An 18,052-nucleotide genomic window follows, 5' to 3' on the forward strand; every position below is an offset into this window, starting at 1 on the left:
TTAATTGACAATAGGCTCTACATAACAACATACAAAAGCAAATATAAATGCAAATGGTGGATTTTATGAATATCAATACAATACCAGAAATCATTGAAGATATTAAAGCAGGCAAGATGGTTATAATCATGGATGATGAGGATCGGGAAAATGAAGGTGACCTGATTATGGCAGCCAGTTTGGCCAAACCTGATGATATTAATTTTATGATTACACATGCCAGAGGTTTGGTTTGTTTGACCTTGACTTCCGAGCGTTGCAAAAAATTAAAACTACCTCTGATGTGCAAAGACAACCAAGCACCTTACAGTACAAATTTCACCGTTTCCATTGATGCAGCAAAAGGCGTAAGTACCGGTATATCAACGGCAGACAGAGCTCAGACTATCAGAACTGCCGTGTCTCAAGACGTTACCTTTGATGATGTTGTAACCCCAGGTCATATTTTTCCATTAGTGGCTAAAGAAGGTGGTGTTCTAGAGCGCGCTGGTCACACGGAGGCAGGTTGTGACCTAACGAGACTGGCTGGCTTGGAGCCTGCTGCAGTTATTGTAGAGATTATCAACCAAGATGGTGAAATGGCTCGTAGAAATGATCTGATGAAATTTGCCGATATTCATAATTTAAAGGTCGGCACCATAGACGCGTTAATCAAATATATTAAGTCTCAAGAGGCTGTCGAAAGTAAAGATGAAAGCGAAGTCGAAAACTTCGAAGAAACCGTAGTATATGAATATGATGAAAGCGATGAGCGTACCGTTGAATTGATTTAGTCAGTTTAATTTAACTTGATTTTATAAGCTATTAGATACTTTTACCGCAATTTGAAATTTACTAAAATTGGATGAAACCCTATGTTAGTTAAAAAATATCCTTGTAAGAACGACACGACAGAAACGATCGTATTTAGTTCAGGTTTAGGCGGGCATGCTGATTTTTGGTTACCTCAAATTGAGAGTTTTACCGAGCATTATAATGTTATTTGCTACGAACAAGAGGGGGTAACGCCTGATAGCGATATCTTACCCGACAGCTATTCTATGCAAGATTTAGCAGAACAATTAATTGAAATTTTGAAAAAAGAAGGTCTATCTAACTGTCATTTCGTCGGTCACGCACTTGGCGGATTTATCGGTATGGAAGTCGCTTATAAAGCGCCAGAGTTGTTAGATAAACTGGCTATCTTAAATGGGTGGGAAAGCCTCGATCCTCATACTATTAAATGTTTTAGCATGCGACAAAGCTTGATAGAAAACACAGGTATAGAAGCCTTTGTACGTGCCCAAGCGATATTCTTGTACCCGCCTATATGGATCTCAGACAACATAGAAGCACTCACACAAAAAGAAGATAAAGCAATTGCTAACTTTGCTCCCGTTAAGAATGTCTTGACGAGATTAAAAGCTTTACAAGCTTATCAGCCCCTGATAAACGCTAAGTATATCAAAAACAAAACGTTGGTTTTAAGCAATCTCGATGATGTGTTGGTGCCATGGCAACGTGGTTTGGCTTTGGCCAGTAGTATACAAAACGCACAGTTTGAGTTAATGGTGACGGGTGGACATGCCAGTACAATCACTGAGACCTGCTCAACCAACAGCAAAATCCTTCAATTCTTATCCAAAATCTAATATCAATTAGGACGTACTATGACTGATTTCCTATCGTTATCTCCAGAAGGTCTTGATCAACTGTTTGGTAAGGCCAGATCCTTTAACGCTTGGCAACAAAAAGACGTGCCAGATGCACTACTTGAAGAGATATACCACTTAGTTAAAATGGCACCCACCTCGGCCAATTGTTCACCGGCACGGTTTGTATTTCTCAGATCTGATGACGCTAAAGCACGCTTAGAGCCAGCACTGTCATCAGGTAATATCGAAAAAACAATGACAGCACCTATTACAGTGATTGTCGCTCATGATAATGAATTTTATGAGCAACTTCCTAAATTGTTTCCACATACGGATGCCAGATCATGGTTTAACTCTAGCCCTGAACTCATACAAGAAACGGCGTTTAGAAACAGTTCTATGCAAGCGGCTTATCTAATTTTGGCTTGTAGAGCCTTGGGTTTAGATACCGGCCCCATGTCTGGATTTAATAATGAACTGGTGGATAAAACCTTTCTTGAAGGTAGCAACTGGACCTCAAATCTACTGATTAATATAGGTTATGGCGAACCCGATCAATTATATAGCCGTCTCCCAAGATTAGACTTTGATGAGGCTTGCCAGATCTTATAAGAAACCCCACTGGACTGTGTGATTTTGGGATAGGTTTAAGAGGCTTTTTAGGGTGGTTCCGTTGGGGTATGCCTAAAAAAAATCCCGCCAGTTGTCTGATTAAAATCTCCCAAGTTTAAGTCTACGGGATTGACAGCAAGGGTCACGAAAAGTACAAACTAGTAACTTCAATAATGCTTAGTAGTAAAAGCCTCCAATAGTTCTTGTTGTTACATAGAAAAATAGCCCATCTATTGTAGATGGGCTATTTTGTCACTTCTTTAGAGGGGTTACTTTAACTGTCTGGCATTAATTTCCATGACCGCGATGCTCACCAGTGCCTTTGTGTTCAGCTTTCATTGTCTCTAACTGCGAACGTTGCTGTGCTGTTAAGACCTTTGCAATCTCAGCTCGAGCCTGTTGGCGACCATCTTTGCCTTGGCTGCGATACTTATCATGAATAGATTTAACTTGTGCTTGCTGTGTAGCGGTTAGATTAATTTTTGAAAGTGGTCCTTTGTGCGTACCGTCTTTATGTTGCATTTGTGCTGAATTTGGCGTGGCAGTATTGGTAGCGGCTGTTGCAGGAGCAATCATTGCTATACAAGTTGAAGCAGCTAATAGTGAGCCTAATAGTAATTTTTTCATGGTGTTATCCTTTTTATATATCTTGGTTGAATAAACAAGTTTGCAAAATCATCTAACATTAGCGATTTCGATTAGATAAGGCGCCTCTCTATCAACCCCTTATCGACAACAAGAATGATAAGGGATTAAAACGTTGCGTAGTTTGATGAAATTTTAAGAAGGGTAACGACTTACGCTTATCTGCCTTTGTTTATTACAGCTTTGATAACACTGTATATTTACTACCCTGCTGAAGCGCTATATATCTAAAAATATGCAAAGACTAGGGCGTGTCTTTAATTCAAAAATGGTGATAAAAATGAGATAAATTGCCGTCAAACAAGGAAAATAGCGCAGATAATATCGGGATATTAACCAGCTATTTGACGATGTTTGGCAAGATTTAGCCATTTTTAGCCCATTGAGATGACTATCGAGTGAATTGAAGACACGCCCTAATCAAACTGGAATTAAAAATACTAGAGCTTTGGACTAGGTCTATTACCACTCATTAAAAGTGAACCAGTTGTTTTGAATCAATAGAACTGGCTCGTGATTGATGCTTATATAGCGCACCGATCACGAATATGTATGTGAAGTACACACTGTTATGTCAATAACTCAGACTATTGATATAAGCAGTCTAAAGCCGAAGATTCCAAGTCCTCACTAGGGTACCGTCATTATTCTCACAATATGAGTAGACCTAACTTAATATTCTGTTAATCCATCGATACTTATCGTTTCTAATCCCTAAGCTTTATAGTATGAGGAGGGGTTAATACTTGGCCATCAACAACTCTACCTTAACCTCAAAACAATATTCCTCTTTGATAGTAATACTGACTTTACCTTTATGGGCATTAGCGATAGCCTGCACGATAGACAATCCCAATCCTGTACCTGCGTACTGATGGCTAGTCTTATCATGACGATAAAATCGCTCGAATAACTGATCCGCTTGACTCTGATCTAACGGTTTGTCTAAACGATTGGTCATCGTTATTCTTAACCATGGCTGCTTTGAGGGTCGAACCTCGTTTTTAGCCATATTAATTGAGGTGGCTGAGGCGAGGACGGTGGCGGATATTAGGATAGTACTACCGCTAGCTGCGTAATGAATGGCATTTGACATCAGGTTGGCAAACAGCCGTTGCAATAAGCCTTCATCACCTAATACCTTTTCGAAATCACCTGATTTCTCAAAAGTTATCTCACGATCCTCGGCAATTATTTCATAATAGTCTATAAGCTTTGTGATTAAGCGGTCCGTATCCACGTGACTGATTTGCGAGTCACTTAACCCTTTTTGGGTTTTCGCCAGTAGCAGCATATTGTTTATCATGGCTGACAGCTGCTCTAACGTGTCATGTTGATGATGCAGTTGCTCAATATATTCGTTGCCTTCTCTTGGCTTAGTTAACATGACCTGCGTTTGTGTACTCAGCGTCGCTATTGGCGTACGTAGCTCATGAGCAATATTGTCTGAAAACCGTGACAAAGACTCAAAGTTACTTTCAAGCTTGACCATCATCGAATTATAAGACTCTGCTAATGGCCGCAGTTCTAACGGCATATCGCCAACCACAACTCTTTCGTCTAACCTTTGCAGGTTTATACCTTTCATTTTTTGGACGATAGTGGCTAAAGGCGCAAAACCCCAATACACACTCAACGCAGCTACTGAGACAAGCAACAATGTAATCGCGAACAAAATCATACTAAGCTGACGATTGAACTGTAATAAATATTGATGATGCACATCGATAGGCAATGCGATAAGCGCAAGCATTTTGTCATCTTCAATGACCATCGCTCGATAGTATCGGCTGTTGACATTCATCACGAACTGTTGCTTACCATTATCTTGTCTCAGTGAGGACAGATTAAACCCGTCTCCTAGCTCTTGAGCAAAATTGTTGGGGGTACTAGACAGTATCTGTCCTTCTTTATTGGCGATAACGGTTTTTAGATCGTAGTCTAACCAAGAAGAGTGCAGATGATCAGCTTCATCTGATACCACTGAAGTAGGCGTATTGATATCAGGTTTCGCATCAGGTGCCGAGCTTAACGGCTGTTGGTTGTTTAGTAGCGTTTGAGAGCTTATTGGGGTTTGGGAGGCTATAGGGCTGTTAGGCTCTGCCACCTGCTTACGTAAGTTAAAAGCCGCATGAGTCATAATCTCAGCGTCCATCTGCTCAAAATGACCTTTAACAGAGTGCTGTATCCATATATAAATAATGACCTGTGACACAACAACGAATATCGTGAGCAGCAACACAGTACGCCACAATAGTGGTAAGCGCCGATTATCCACCTTATATTTCATCTTAGATATTGCCGACTTCATAAGATGGGTTGCTATCAAGCGCTGTATCGACAGCCTCTAACCGATAGCCCATACCGCGTACCGTATGAATCAGCTTCGCCTCATGATCATCATCTATTTTTATACGCAGACGCCTTATCGCCACATCAATCACATTGGTATCGTTATCAAAATTCACATCCCATACTTGGGAGGCGATCACAGTGCGTGGTAGCACTTCACCTCGGCGCTCTAATAAAAACTGTAGTAAGGAAAACTCTTTTGCCGTGAGCTTAATAGGCTTGCCGCCTCTATGTACCGTGCGCTTGGCAATATCCATCTTGAGATCCGCTATTTGCAGGATCGTACTTTGATAATCGGCTTGATTGGCGCGTCGTAATAGACTTTTTATTCTGACGATCAATTCTGCAAACGCAAAAGGCTTGGTCAAATAATCATCGCCACCAATCTCAATCCCTTTTATCTTGTCACTTAAGTCATCTTTTGCCGTTAGAAATAGCACAGGCGTATGCTTACCCGCTGCTCGGTAATTGCGCACCAGCTCAAAGCCACTAACATCAGGCAGCATCACATCCATTAGGATCACGCTAAATTCTTCAGTCATCAATGCATGATAGCCATCTAGACCGGTTAGGTGATGATCCACGATAAACCCAGCTTCGGTTAAGCCTTTTTTTATATACTCGCCAAGCTTCAACTCATCTTCTACCAGTAGGACTTTCATTGGAATTTCTCAGTACGATTATGATTGTTTAACGTTCTAAGCAGCACAGATGACAGCATTGACTGCTAGCTGACAAAGATGTCATGTGCTCGTAATCAGATTGTCAGTCTTCATTTGCTAATCTATATGAATGAAACATAGGTGCTCGTTCCTAATATCTAGCGGCTATGAATTATTCTTACAGGTCATTAATTTAATGACCTAATAACTTAAACACCTAACAACTTGCAAAAGAGGTTTTATATGAAAATTCGCGATTCATTCAAAAAAGCAGTACTGCTATCAGTCTCGGTACTTATCGGCATTACCACTGCTAATGCGCATACTACTGATCTAAGCACTTCGATTATCAGTAGTTGCGACGCTGTGACTGACTTTGCAAAAAACTTGGATCATAATGATGCTCAGCTTTCTAGCACACAAATGAAAAGCTATATCGATGCGAGAGTGGCTTGTGAGATTGAACACAAAGATCAACATCTACAGTCTGAAAAATACTTCATAAACAAATATAGCAGTAATAAGTAATATCAGCCTTAATGTCATACTAAAGGATTGCTGACAACATTAAAAACCATAAATAGTAAGATGACAGAATTGTAATCTTGCAGTCATCTCTCTGTCAGAATCAATAAAGTATGCTGTAGAGTAACTTAATATTTTAAAGTCTTTTCGACTTTATACTAAATCAAATAAGGATTTACCATGTCACTATTCAAATCAATGCAACTGCTCAAATCAATGTCACTGTCTAAATCAATCACAGCCACCGCTATAGCTTTAGTCGTTTCAACGTCAGCCTTGGCACACGATCCTAAGATGCATGCTGAAAAAGACCAAATGAACTGCGAAAAAATGGAAAAGCACATGCAGATGATGGGCAAAATGGATCATAGCAAAATGGATATGAACGATCCTGCTATGAAAGCCATGATGACTAACATGGACAAAATGAAAGCGATGTACCAGAAGCACTGTGTTGCTAGTAAAGGTGACTCTTAGACATTGATCTTATAGAAGTGGATCATAGAAATTTAATATTATTGTTAGATGGTTTTGTCGAGCCGTAATTGGGTATTAATAAAATGGATTTTTAGGACAAACCTATGAAGTTTTTACTAGGAATACTGTTTACTGTCTTTGTCGCTATTGTGGGCATTTTTATGGTGGTGACCAGTGGTGTGATAAATATCGGCGCTGATCAAGCCCATAGTCCGCTGGTTTACGATTTTTTAGAGACCGCTCGCACGCGTTCAATAGCAAATGCTAGTAAGGACATTGCGGTTCCAAACTTAGAAAAGACAGACATGATCAGCTCGGGCGGGGCAGACTACAAAGATATGTGTGCAGGCTGTCATTTGTCTCCTGGGGTAGAAAGCACTGATTTTAGTGCAAGTTTATATCCAAAGCCGCCCAGCTTTACCAATACTGAATTGGTTGAACGCTATAAAACAGAAGTAGGTGCTCAGCAAGCATTTTGGGCCATTAAACACGGCATTATGGCATCAGGTATGCCAGCATGGGGCGCTTCGCACGATGATGATAGAATGTGGGCAATGGTCGCTTTTATCAGATCGTTACCTGAATTAAATGAAGCCCAATACACCATGCTGACGACTAGGATAGACGATGATATGTTGGGCATGTCATTTGATGGTGAGATGGATATGTCAGGTGATGGATCCGGCATGCAACATTGATTTTTCGTAAGAGAGGCAGTGCTCAATGGTGCTGCTTTTTGCGATTGTCATTTTAAGTGATACCAGTATTACATGACTCAGTAATACGGCTTTGATTTTTATAAATTTACTCGTCAGACAGACGCTCAGGAGTGGTTTTATGAGACGCTATACTAATAGATTTATTAATGCACATCATCAGATATCTGGTCGTGTGCTCTCAGCGATCGTGGTCTTGCCACTCTCGTTAACGATTGCCGCTTGTAGTCAGCCTAATGCCACTGCTGCTGACTCAACACCAGCGACTGAGCCATCTATCACTACGCAAACCGCGCAAACAGAGCAACCAAAAGCGGAAATAATGCCTGTCAGCGCTCATTTAGATACCCAATCAACTATTTTGCGAAGTGTGTCAGCTACTGTCTATAAAGATGCCAATTGTGGCTGCTGTAAAGAATGGGTCGGTTATGCCGAAGGTCATGGCCTAAATGCAACCGCGCAGAATGTTGAAGATTTGTCCCTGTTTAAAGAGCGCTACAGCGTACCTCAGCAAATGCGCTCTTGTCATACCGCCGTGACTACTGATGGCTACGTTTTTGAAGGCCATGTCCCTGCCAAGCACATGGCACAGTTTCTAAAGAATCCGCCAAGTGATGCAATCGGTCTTGCCGTACCTGGCATGCCAGTCGGTAGCCCTGGTATGGAATACCAAGATAAATTTATGCCGTATAAAGTGATGCAGCTTAACAAAGACGGTACCACAGAAGTGTATGCCACTATTGAATCTCCTCAGCAGCAAATCTAGCTTGGTTGTCGTTTAAATAGCTTATCCAGCTCTATTAATCAGCGGCCAAAGACATAGGCTTAGCTGATAAATATAGACTCAACTCTCACTTTATGGATATAAATCAGGTGAATTATTATGAACAAAAATATGCTTAACCGCAGGCGTTTTTTGACAGGATCTTCTACTTTGTTAGGGGCATCCATGCTATCCACACTGCCGTCTATTGCCAATAGTGCGCTCGGTAAAGGGCAGCAAAATGTAGCCATCAATAGTGATAAAGCTGACCATATCGTACCCATTCTAACCGGTACAGAGTTTGATTTATACGTCAGTAAACAGTCCGCTATTGTGAATGGTAAAAAGAGCATGGCGACACTCATTAATGACTCGCTGCCAGCACCAACGCTAAAGATGCGTGAAGGCGATACAGTCATCATCCGTGTCCATAATCAGATGGATGAATCAACCTCTATCCATTGGCATGGTCTGCTCGTACCTTTTGAGATGGATGGGGTGCCGGGTATCAGCTTTGATGGTATTCCTGCGAACAGTACCTTTACCTATACATTCAAACTCAAACAATCAGGCACCTATTGGTATCACTCACACAGTGGGTTCCAAGAACAAACTGGTATGCTGGGTGCCATTGTGATTGAGCCAAAAGGCCGTGAGCGTCATCCAATCGAGGAAGACCACGTTATTGTGCTTAGTGACTGGACCAGCCGCAACCCGCACAATCTACTGAAGCTGCTCAAACAGCGCGCAGACTTTGACAATTATCATCTGCCAGACTTTAAGAAGCTGCTGTCAGATATTGCCGAAACAGATATGAAAACCGCGTTTGATAAGCGCAAAATGTGGAATCAGATGCGCATGATGCCGACGGATTTCACCGATCTATCTGGTGAGAAGACTTTTACGTATCTGATGAATGGTAAGACCACAGCGGCTAATTGGACACAACTAGTAAAAGCAGGACAGCCCGTTAAATTACGCTTTATCAATGCTTCAGCGCAGACCATATTTGATGTGCGTATACCGGGTCTCAAGATGACTGTGGTAGCAACAGATGGTATTGATGTCGCACCCGTTGCGATTGATGATTTCCGCATTGGGGTGGCTGAGACTTATGATGTCATCGTCACGCCTACTCAAGACGCGCATACCATATTTGCCCAAAACATTGATCGTTCAGGCTATGTCGCGACCACGCTTGCAACCAAAAAAGGTGCTCGTGCCGCAATACCTGCTATGGATAAGATCGAATGGCTGACCATGGCCGATATGATGGGTGCGATGGGTGATAAAGGCTATAAAGCAAAGCATGCTAAGACCGAGTATGACTTTAAATCTGATATGCGTGTCGACAGTCCACGTATGAACCTCGATGACCCCGGTATCAACCTGCGTAATATCAATCGTGACGTACTGAATTATAGTCAGCTGCGCTCTGTCGATGAGGCCATATTTGCAGAGCAGCGTAAGCCTACCCGAGAGATCGAGCTACATTTAACGGGTAACATGGAACGCTATATTTGGGCCTTAGATGGTGTCATGTTCAAGGATGCAACCCCTGTCAATATTAAGCCTAACGAGCGCGTGCGTATCACCTTAGTCAATGACACCATGATGAATCACCCTATGCACCTGCATGGTATGTGGAGCGACTTGCGCACGCCATCTGGAGACTTTCAGGTACGTAAACATACGATTGTGGTGCAACCTGCGCAAAAGATTAGCTTTGATGTGACGGGTGAATTTGGACGATGGGCGTGGCATTGCCATCTGCTTTATCACATGGAAGCCGGTATGTTCAGAGAAGTTGCCGTTGTTTAACAAACCTTCAAATATGAGGCTTATTATGAAAATATCTAAGAAAAATCTGCCATTCATTGGTTTGTCATCGCTAGTTTTGCTCACATCCTCTTTTGCAACAGCTGCTGATATGTCTGATATGGATTACAGCGGCATGGATATGTCGGGCGATATGTCTGGTATGGATCACAGCAGCATGGACATGTCAGGCGATATGTCTGGTATGGATCACAGCGGCATGGATATGTCCGGTGATATGTCTGATATGGATCATAGCAGCATGGATATGTCTGGTATGGATCACAGCGGCATGGATATGTCCGGTGATATGTCTGATATGGATCATAGCAGCATGGATATGTCTGGTATGGATCACAGCGGCATGGATATGTCAGGTGATATGTCTGATATGGATCATAGCAGCATGGATATGTCTGGTATGGATCACAGCGGCATGGATATGTCCGGTGATATGTCTGATATGGATCATAGCAGCATGGATATGTCTGGTATGGATCACAGCGGCATGGATATGTCCGGTGATATGTCTGATATGGATCATAGCAGCATGGATATGTCTGGTATGGATCACAGCGGCATGGATATGTCAGGTGATATGTCGGGCATGGATCACAGCGGTATGGATATGTCGGGCGATATGTCTGGTATGGATCACAGTGGTATGGACATGTCGGGCATGGATCATGGCAGTATGGATATGTCAGGGATGCAAGGTGGGCAGCCACCAGCCGATGCTCGTAGTCCAGACTATTCAAACGGTGTTCCCTACGGGCAGTATGGTAAGCCAATGATGATGGGCAGCATGCCATTATGGGGAGTCTCAGTAGATGACTTGGGCTATCAGTTCGATGAAGACCAAATCAACTTTGAAGCGACGGGTTGGTATGGGACTGATAGTAATCGTATAAGGCTACGCACCGAAGGTAGTGCTCAGACTAAAGATGATAAAGAAATAGATAGCTTGAGCTCGCTTGCTTATTGGAAACCACTGAGCATTTTTTGGAATGGTGAAGCTGGTGTCGCTTACAATACTGAAAACGATAACGCTGCAATGATGGCAGGTATTGTCGGTACCGCGCCTTATTTCATCGAAACCGATGCGAGAGCTTACTTATATACTGATGGTCAACTTCGCATTGATTTAGGCGCAGAGTACGAATGGCGTTTGGATCAGCATTGGGTAGTCATACCGGAGGTTGGACTGACAGCCTTTAGTAAAGATGACCATGATAATGACATTACCAAGGGCTTTAATGAGATGGAAGCTGAGGTTAGGCTGACTTATGAGACGTTCAGTCGCCAGCTAGCCCCTTATGTGGGTGTTAGTTATGAGACAGCGCTTGGCAAGGCTCGTGGTCAACGACGTCAAGAAGATGAGTCGGTTGATAGCAGTAGTTTGACTGCGGGAGTTAAATTCTGGTTTTAATATTATTAAAATAATAGGGGATATACTATGAATACTTCAGATCAAAACACCATGAATCATCAACAGGGCATGAACCCTTATGTAAAGTTCACCCTGATGATTGTGACGTCTACGATTGTGATGTACATCATGATGTATTTCAATACTTATCAATGGGATCATATTTACTTTAGTGAGACCCGAGCTTATATGGCGCTTTACATGGGTGCCGGTATGGCAGTGGTCATGTTGGCATTTATGACCAATATGTATAAGAAGACCAAGATCAATTTGATGATCTATGGTCTGAGCGTATTGATGTTTGCTGTTGGTATTTGGGGCGTCAGATCACAAGCAACGGTCGACCAAGTCGATTGGATGCAAGCGATGATACCGCATCACTCGATTGCTATTCTCACCAGTAGTCGTGCTGATATTGAAGATCCGCGTGTACAGCAGCTTGCTGACGATATTATAAAAGCACAAAAACGTGAAATCGCTGAGATGAAGCAGTTAATTGATGAGCTTGAATAAACAGTCACAAACTTTGAGCACTCTGTATTAGGTAGCATTAAGTAAGCAGCCTATTGAAAAGTATACGTTCACACGCCAGTACTATATCATTACTTATACTAAGGAAATAACAAGTAAGGAGTACTCATCATGATTGTTATGATGCACGGTATGATGAGCGGGCCTATGGATGGCCTCATGAATGGATCGATGATGCACGAGATGAGCTGGGGGATGATGGTTGTCTGTTTAATATTTGCCCTACTGTTTTTGGCCATATTGATATTAATTATTATGTCGCTACTCAAACACCTGCGTAAACCAGATTGAGCCTTATTCTTAGCTAAGTTATTAAGCGTATAAAGTAAGAGTAGAGACAACGGCTATCAGCGACTGATATGACTGAATCAGAATCTTTACTCATGGTCTTCAAGGAGTAGTTTTTATGAAACATGTGGCCAAGCAAGCGCATATCAAAAGCGGTAAATACGACAAAGTGCCAGAGGGTTACAGCGGAACCGTTTATACCTGTCCGATGCATCCCGAAGTCAGAGACGTTACAGATAGCGGCTGTCCCATATGCAAAATGTCTCTTAAACCTGAAGACACTGTTGCCGAGATGGTAGCAATGAAAGATGACCATGCAAGCTGCCATAGCCCGTCGAATACTGATGCCCATCCTACTAAAGAAAGTAAGTACGACGAAGTACCGGAAAATAATAGCGGTACCGTTTATATCTGCCCTATGCATCCCGAAGTGAGAGATGTTGAAAAAAGCGATTGCCCAATATGCGGTATGTTTCTCAGACCTGAGGACGAGGTTGCTGATGAAGACAGTCATGCACACTGTCATGGAAAGAATACTGACCGTACTAAGGTAAACTCTATAAAAGGCGGCAAGTACGATAAGGTGCCAGCTGGCTACAGCGGAACCGTTTATACTTGTCCCATGCATCCCGAAGTCAGAGATGTTGAGAATAGTGGTTGTCCCATATGTGGCATGGCACTTGAATCAGAGACTGCTACTATTGGTGAAGAGGATACCTCGGAGCTCGATGACATGACTCGGCGTTTTTGGATTTGTACCGTGCTGACCGTCCCTTTGTTTTTGTACGCAATGAGCGATATGGTAGGTATAAATCTGGACAGCTTCATTCAAGGCGGTCAGGGCGCTATCGCTGGGCAGATTGCGCAGTGGATACAGCTAGCTTTAGCAACCCCAGTTGTTGTATGGGGAGCCGCGCCTTTCTTCGTGCGAGGTTGGCAATCTATAAAAAGTCGCAACCTAAATATGTTTACCCTAATTGCGATAGGTGTAGGTACAGCGTTTGGTTTCAGTCTGGTAGCAACCTTTGTTCCGGGCATTTTCCCAGACAGTTTTAGGGATGCATCCGGTCGAGTCGGTGTTTATTATGAAGCAGCAGCGGTTATCACGACATTGGTATTACTAGGTCAGGTTCTAGAGCTTAAAGCCCGAAGCCAGACTTCTGGCGCAATTCGTGCTCTTCTTGAATTGGCACCACCAAATGCAAGGCGGGTAGATGAGCAAGGCGTTGAGACAGAAGTCTTCCTTGACGAAGTTATCAGTGGTGACAAATTACGGGTTAAGCCAGGAGAGAAACTCCCTGTAGATGGTATTGTGCTTGAAGGCAGTAGCAGTATCGATGAGTCGATGGTAACGGGGGAACCTATTCCGGTTTCTAAAGTAAAAGGCGATACGGTTACTGGTGGCACGGTAAACGGCACTGGAACCTTACTGGTTGAAGCAGTTGACGTGGGTGATGACACAGTACTGTCCAAGATCGTCAAAATGGTTGCTGAAGCCCAGCGCAGTCGCGCACCAATACAGAAACTGGTGGATAAGGTGGCTGGGTGGTTTGTGCCAATTGTCCTTATGTGCTCTATCATAACTTTTATCGTCTGGGCTATTTTCGGACCTGCGCCTGCCATGGCCTTTGCACTGGTCAACGCTATTGCAGTGTTAATCATCGCTTGCCCCTGTGCGTTAGGACTCGCCACGCCTATGTCGATTATGGTCGGTACTGGCAAGGGTGCTCAGAATGGCGTGCTTATCAAAAACGCTGAAGCATTAGAGAGCATGGAAAAAGTCGATACCATCGTTGTCGATAAAACAGGAACATTAACCGCAGGCAAACCAGAGCTCACTGCTATCGAAGCACTTGGTGGCTTAGATGAAAATGAACTGCTTATACTTGTCGCTGCGGTAGAGACTGCCAGCGAGCATCCTTTGGCAGAAGCTATCGTTAAAGCTGCGCAAGAAAAATCTCTTGATATTGCTAAAGCCAGTAATTTTAGCTCAACCACTGGCGAAGGCGCGCAGGCACTGGTCAATGGCAAACAAGTCGCTGTAGGCAACTCAAAATTTATGCAACGTCTTGATAGCTTTGACAGTACGCTTTCAGAACGTGCTGATAAGCGTAGAAAAGACGGCGAAACGGTAATGTTTGTAGCAGTAAACGGCCAAGCTGCTGGTTTAATATCAGTCGCTGATCCGATCAAGCCGAGTACCAGCGAAGCGATATCTTTACTGCATCAGGCTGGACTAAAGGTGGTCATGCTAACAGGTGACAACGAAATAACCGCTAGAGCCGTTGCCAGTAAGTTAAATATTGATGAGGTACATGCTGACGTCTCTCCAGAAGACAAAAACCGTATTATCAAAGAGCTACAAAATAGCGGCAAGGTCGTGGCGATGGCGGGTGACGGTATTAACGATGCTCCCGCTCTTGCACAAGCTAACGTTGGTATCGCCATGGGCACAGGAACAGATGTGGCTATGGAGAGTGCTGGCATCACGCTAGTGAAGGGTGATCTGATGGGAATCGTCAGAGCCCATAAACTGAGTCATTCTACGATGCGAAATATCAGACAAAACCTGTTTTTTGCGTTTATCTACAATGCGCTTGGTATACCGCTTGCGGCAGGTGTTCTGTATCCCTTCTTTGGGCTATTGCTCAGTCCAATGATAGCGGCCGCTGCGATGAGTCTGTCTTCAGTATCTGTCATTGGCAATGCGCTGCGATTGCGTCGCTTGAAACTGTAGTTTTGGTATGGTGGATCAGTTTCTAAAGCACACATACACATACTGGTCTTATCAAGACTTTAAAATATAAGGATCACGTTATGGGCAGCTTTTCTATTACACATTGGCTGATTTTATTGGTTGTGGTAGTGGTCGTATTTGGCACTGCTAAGCTTAAAAATGCGGGCAAAGATTTAGGCGGTGCAGTAAAGGGTTTTAAAGAAGCAGTCAAAGATGAAGAAACCTCGCGTGCTCGCAATAATCGTTCACTTGACCATGAAAGCAGTACGCCAGCTTCAAGTAATGATGTAAATACGCAAGTAGGGACTCAGGCTGATGATACAGAAATCAGCCCTGTTACCACTGATGATCAGCACAAAGTATGAAGCGCGCCGCTTATAAATAGCGGCACTCATATGATTGCCACTGACATCACGTCAAATTTTATGGCACCCAATCGCTTAACGATATTCGTCGCCGCATTTTTAGCAATGCCTTATATCCTGTATCAAATTTGGTCATTCATAGCCCCTGGATTATATAAAAAATTCACTATTCCAGTTCTGATATCTTCAATATTTTTATTCTATACGGGTGTGGCCTTTGCCTACTTACTAGAGTATGTCAGCGTAAGTACTCTACTTAACGACGAGGTTTAAATGGAACACTTAACCAGCAACAATGATGAGACGAATGACGGTCTCGCAAATCGACTGAATCAAGAGTGCTACTGCATTACCCTCGATCGTAAGGCGCTCAATACAAGCCTGCAAGATCAATTGGCAGAAAATAGAAACAATCCAATAGGAGCGAACGAGCTTAATAAGCTTTTTTCAGCAACACCAGTGTTCGTCCCCAAAACAGAGATAGTGGCGATGGAGCGGATCGTTGACGCTATCGAGTCGGCTGCCAAGCTGCCATCGTATCAAGCGCAAGCGATGTCGTGGGCACCCAAAATCGCTGCTTTTGACCCAGGTCCAATAGGGGCTCTGATGGGCTATGACTTTCACTTGGGTCGTGACGGCCCCCAGCTCATAGAGGTCAATACCAATGCTGGTGGCGCGTTTCTGAATGTGTTGCTCGCTCGCGCACAAAAACGCTGTTGTAACGCCTCACAGCAAAGCGTTACAACGACTCAAATGTTAGATGCATTTGAGGAATCGGTGTTTTCTATGTTCAAACAGGAATGGCAGCGACAATCGGCTATTGCCATGCCTAATCGCATAGCTATTATCGATAATGACCCTAAGAATCAGTTCATGTTTTTGGAGTTCGAGTTAGCACGTCAACTGCTCCAAGCTAGAGGCATTGATACTGTGATACTAGATCCCTCTGAACTCGACTATGTCGATGGTGCGCTGACAGCTCATGGACAGAAAATCGATATGGTCTACAATCGGTTGGTCGACTTCACATTTGAAGAGCCTGACCATGCACTGCTTAAGCGTGCGTATCTAGAAGGTGCTGTGGTGGTGACACCCAATCCCCATGTGCATGCTATGTTAGCCAATAAGCACAACCTGACCTTGCTATCCGATTCGCAGATCTTGCGCGCTTGGGGACTGAGTAATGCAGCAGCAGAATGTCTCGAAAGGTCTGTGCCAAGGACTAAGCTCGTATCAAAAGACGAGGCAGCAGCGTTGTGGCGTACTCGGCGACAGCTGTTTTTTAAGCCAGTTGCGGGTCATGGAAGCAAAGGAGTCTATCGCGGTAGCAAGCTGACTCGACGCGTTTTTGAGAACATTCTGGATGAGGATTATATCGCACAGACCTTTGTTCCTGCAGGAGAGCGATCAATAAAAATTGATGACACTGTCACAACGAGAAAGGTTGATATACGCCTTTATATGTATGATGGAAAAATGCTACTACCTGCGGCGCGTGTTTATCAAGGTCAGACGACCAACTTCCGTACACCAGGAGGTGGGTTCGCGCCTGTCTTTCAGGTGTAATGAGCTAAACAACACCAACTGCTTTTAATGTTAGCCTCCATTACTTGGATATCTGCCAACCTAGGAACATCCATTTGACAGTGTAGATTAACAGTATCGGAATGACCACCCACTGACCGAGCGGCAACGCACCTATGCTCAGTAACGGAACATCAGGCATCAGCCCACTATAATTCCATCTTTGGCCAGCGCCAGTTGCCCAATATTCAAAGAGTATTGTCACAGTTAGGCCAACGCCAAGGTATATCGATAAAGTCGATAGACGCCACGGCTTTGCAACCCAGAACCAGTCTTTTACAAGCAATGCCGCAAGCACGTAGGCGCCAAAAGCAATATTGGCATCACCGACGGTCGCACGCGTACAAAGCCAGACTACGTCCCAGTGTCTCGCTTCGGCCATACCGGAAAAGAACGGTACCTGTGCCATCTCCCAAAAAAAATGGAGAAAGAAACTTACGCTCCATATCATTAGGGCAAGCACAGCTGATGTCGATGCTCGGCGGGATTGGCTTACAACAGTCATCATTTCTCCAAAAATAGCCATAGCCATAAATACAATGTCAGGTTTATTCGATCGTCGTTATCAGACCGAGACGCCGTTTACTGGCGTCTCCCACGGCAGATGAGCATTTACATCCCAATCCCGATTGGCTTTGTACTGTGGCGATAGCTGCTCAGTCGAAATACTGCCTCCAAGGTTATGCTGTTTCCTCAACTAATGCCAGCATTTGGTATAGCAATCTCAGTATTGCTCACAGGAGAGGTAATAATTTGGTGGAAAATGCTGGCGGTGATGGAGGTGTTATTGACGGGAAAGAAGCGCTTTTCGGTTGATGGGGAGGGTTAAAACATCATTTTGTCATCTGGTTTTAGACAAGCTGTCTATATCTATTGCATAAAATATATTCATGGAAAATCATGAATATTTCTGC

Annotated in this window: 17 protein-coding genes and 2 pseudogenes; 15 read left to right on the forward strand and 4 right to left on the reverse strand. The window is 43.5% G+C overall.

Features of this window, described 5'->3' with window-relative positions; translation table 11 throughout:
* Positions 1-65: 65 nt before the first annotated feature.
* From ribB to IP510_RS05590, 3 genes and pseudogenes are all read left to right on the forward strand, one after another.
* Positions 66-767: pseudogene (gene ribB / locus IP510_RS05580) on the forward strand (3,4-dihydroxy-2-butanone-4-phosphate synthase); the annotation flags it as partial.
* Positions 768-854: 87 nt separating this feature from the next.
* A complete protein-coding gene (gene rutD, locus IP510_RS05585) occupies positions 855-1,631 on the forward strand; it encodes a pyrimidine utilization protein D (RefSeq protein ID WP_194363804.1) in 777 nt (258 codons plus the stop codon).
* An 18-nt stretch (positions 1,632-1,649) separates the two neighbouring features.
* Positions 1,650-2,246 carry a malonic semialdehyde reductase gene (locus IP510_RS05590; protein ID WP_194363805.1) on the forward strand — a complete coding sequence of 199 codons (597 nt, stop codon included), beginning with the start codon at positions 1,650-1,652 and terminating at the stop codon, positions 2,244-2,246.
* A gap of 288 nt (positions 2,247-2,534) precedes the next feature.
* Here the strand turns inward: IP510_RS05590 and IP510_RS05595 are convergent, their stop codons facing one another.
* The 3 genes from IP510_RS05595 to IP510_RS05605 form a co-directional block, all read right to left on the reverse strand.
* Positions 2,535-2,873, reverse strand: coding sequence for a hypothetical protein (locus tag IP510_RS05595; RefSeq protein WP_194363806.1), 339 nt, complete (start codon positions 2,871-2,873; stop codon positions 2,535-2,537).
* A gap of 757 nt (positions 2,874-3,630) precedes the next feature.
* A complete protein-coding gene (locus IP510_RS05600) occupies positions 3,631-5,181 on the reverse strand; it encodes an ATP-binding protein (RefSeq protein WP_194363807.1) in 1,551 nt (516 codons plus the stop codon).
* Position 5,182: 1 nt separating this feature from the next.
* A complete protein-coding gene (locus IP510_RS05605) occupies positions 5,183-5,905 on the reverse strand; it encodes a heavy metal response regulator transcription factor (protein ID WP_194363808.1) in 723 nt (240 codons plus the stop codon).
* 243 nt (positions 5,906-6,148) lie between these two features.
* On the opposite strand from IP510_RS05605, the gene IP510_RS05610 reads away from it, so the two are divergent.
* The 12 genes and pseudogenes from IP510_RS05610 (at position 6,149) to IP510_RS05665 (ending at position 17,120) form a co-directional block, all read left to right on the forward strand.
* Positions 6,149-6,433: a hypothetical protein gene (locus IP510_RS05610; RefSeq protein ID WP_194363809.1), complete on the forward strand. Its 285-nt coding sequence runs from the start codon at positions 6,149-6,151 to the stop codon at positions 6,431-6,433.
* Positions 6,434-6,610: 177 nt separating this feature from the next.
* On the forward strand, positions 6,611-6,907 hold the full coding sequence (locus IP510_RS05615; protein ID WP_227669528.1) for a hypothetical protein: 297 nt from the start codon (positions 6,611-6,613) through the stop codon (positions 6,905-6,907).
* 104 nt (positions 6,908-7,011) lie between these two features.
* Complete coding sequence (locus IP510_RS05620) at positions 7,012-7,605, forward strand: c-type cytochrome (RefSeq protein WP_194363810.1); 594 nt, start codon at positions 7,012-7,014, stop codon at positions 7,603-7,605.
* Between the two features lie 139 nt (positions 7,606-7,744).
* Positions 7,745-8,389 carry a DUF411 domain-containing protein gene (locus IP510_RS05625; RefSeq protein WP_194363811.1) on the forward strand — a complete coding sequence of 215 codons (645 nt, stop codon included), beginning with the start codon at positions 7,745-7,747 and terminating at the stop codon, positions 8,387-8,389.
* A 117-nt stretch (positions 8,390-8,506) separates the two neighbouring features.
* Positions 8,507-10,207 carry a copper resistance system multicopper oxidase gene (locus IP510_RS05630; RefSeq protein ID WP_320154178.1) on the forward strand — a complete coding sequence of 567 codons (1,701 nt, stop codon included), beginning with the start codon at positions 8,507-8,509 and terminating at the stop codon, positions 10,205-10,207.
* Positions 10,208-10,232: 25 nt separating this feature from the next.
* Positions 10,233-11,633: a copper resistance protein B gene (locus IP510_RS05635; RefSeq protein ID WP_227669529.1), complete on the forward strand. Its 1,401-nt coding sequence runs from the start codon at positions 10,233-10,235 to the stop codon at positions 11,631-11,633.
* A 27-nt stretch (positions 11,634-11,660) separates the two neighbouring features.
* Complete coding sequence (locus IP510_RS05640; protein WP_194363812.1) at positions 11,661-12,146, forward strand: DUF305 domain-containing protein; 486 nt, start codon at positions 11,661-11,663, stop codon at positions 12,144-12,146.
* A 129-nt stretch (positions 12,147-12,275) separates the two neighbouring features.
* On the forward strand, positions 12,276-12,455 hold the full coding sequence (locus tag IP510_RS05645) for a hypothetical protein (protein ID WP_194364180.1): 180 nt from the start codon (positions 12,276-12,278) through the stop codon (positions 12,453-12,455).
* Between the two features lie 115 nt (positions 12,456-12,570).
* Positions 12,571-15,189, forward strand: coding sequence for a copper-transporting P-type ATPase (locus IP510_RS05650; protein ID WP_194363813.1), 2,619 nt, complete (start codon positions 12,571-12,573; stop codon positions 15,187-15,189).
* 80 nt (positions 15,190-15,269) lie between these two features.
* On the forward strand, positions 15,270-15,554 hold the full coding sequence (tatA, locus tag IP510_RS05655) for a Sec-independent protein translocase subunit TatA (RefSeq protein ID WP_194363814.1): 285 nt from the start codon (positions 15,270-15,272) through the stop codon (positions 15,552-15,554).
* Between the two features lie 30 nt (positions 15,555-15,584).
* A pseudogene (locus tag IP510_RS05660) lies at positions 15,585-15,785 on the forward strand (twin-arginine translocase subunit TatC); the annotation flags it as partial.
* Between the two features lie 42 nt (positions 15,786-15,827).
* Positions 15,828-17,120 (forward strand): hypothetical protein, encoded by a 1,293-nt coding sequence (locus IP510_RS05665; protein WP_194363815.1) that lies wholly within the window; start codon positions 15,828-15,830, stop codon positions 17,118-17,120.
* Between the two features lie 40 nt (positions 17,121-17,160).
* Here the strand turns inward: IP510_RS05665 and IP510_RS05670 are convergent, their stop codons facing one another.
* A complete protein-coding gene (locus IP510_RS05670; RefSeq protein ID WP_227669530.1) occupies positions 17,161-17,547 on the reverse strand; it encodes a hypothetical protein in 387 nt (128 codons plus the stop codon).
* Positions 17,548-18,052 lie beyond the last annotated feature (505 nt).

The organism is Psychrobacter sp. NG254 (genome assembly GCF_015277735.1).
Taxonomy (GTDB): Bacteria; Pseudomonadota; Gammaproteobacteria; order Pseudomonadales; family Moraxellaceae; genus Psychrobacter.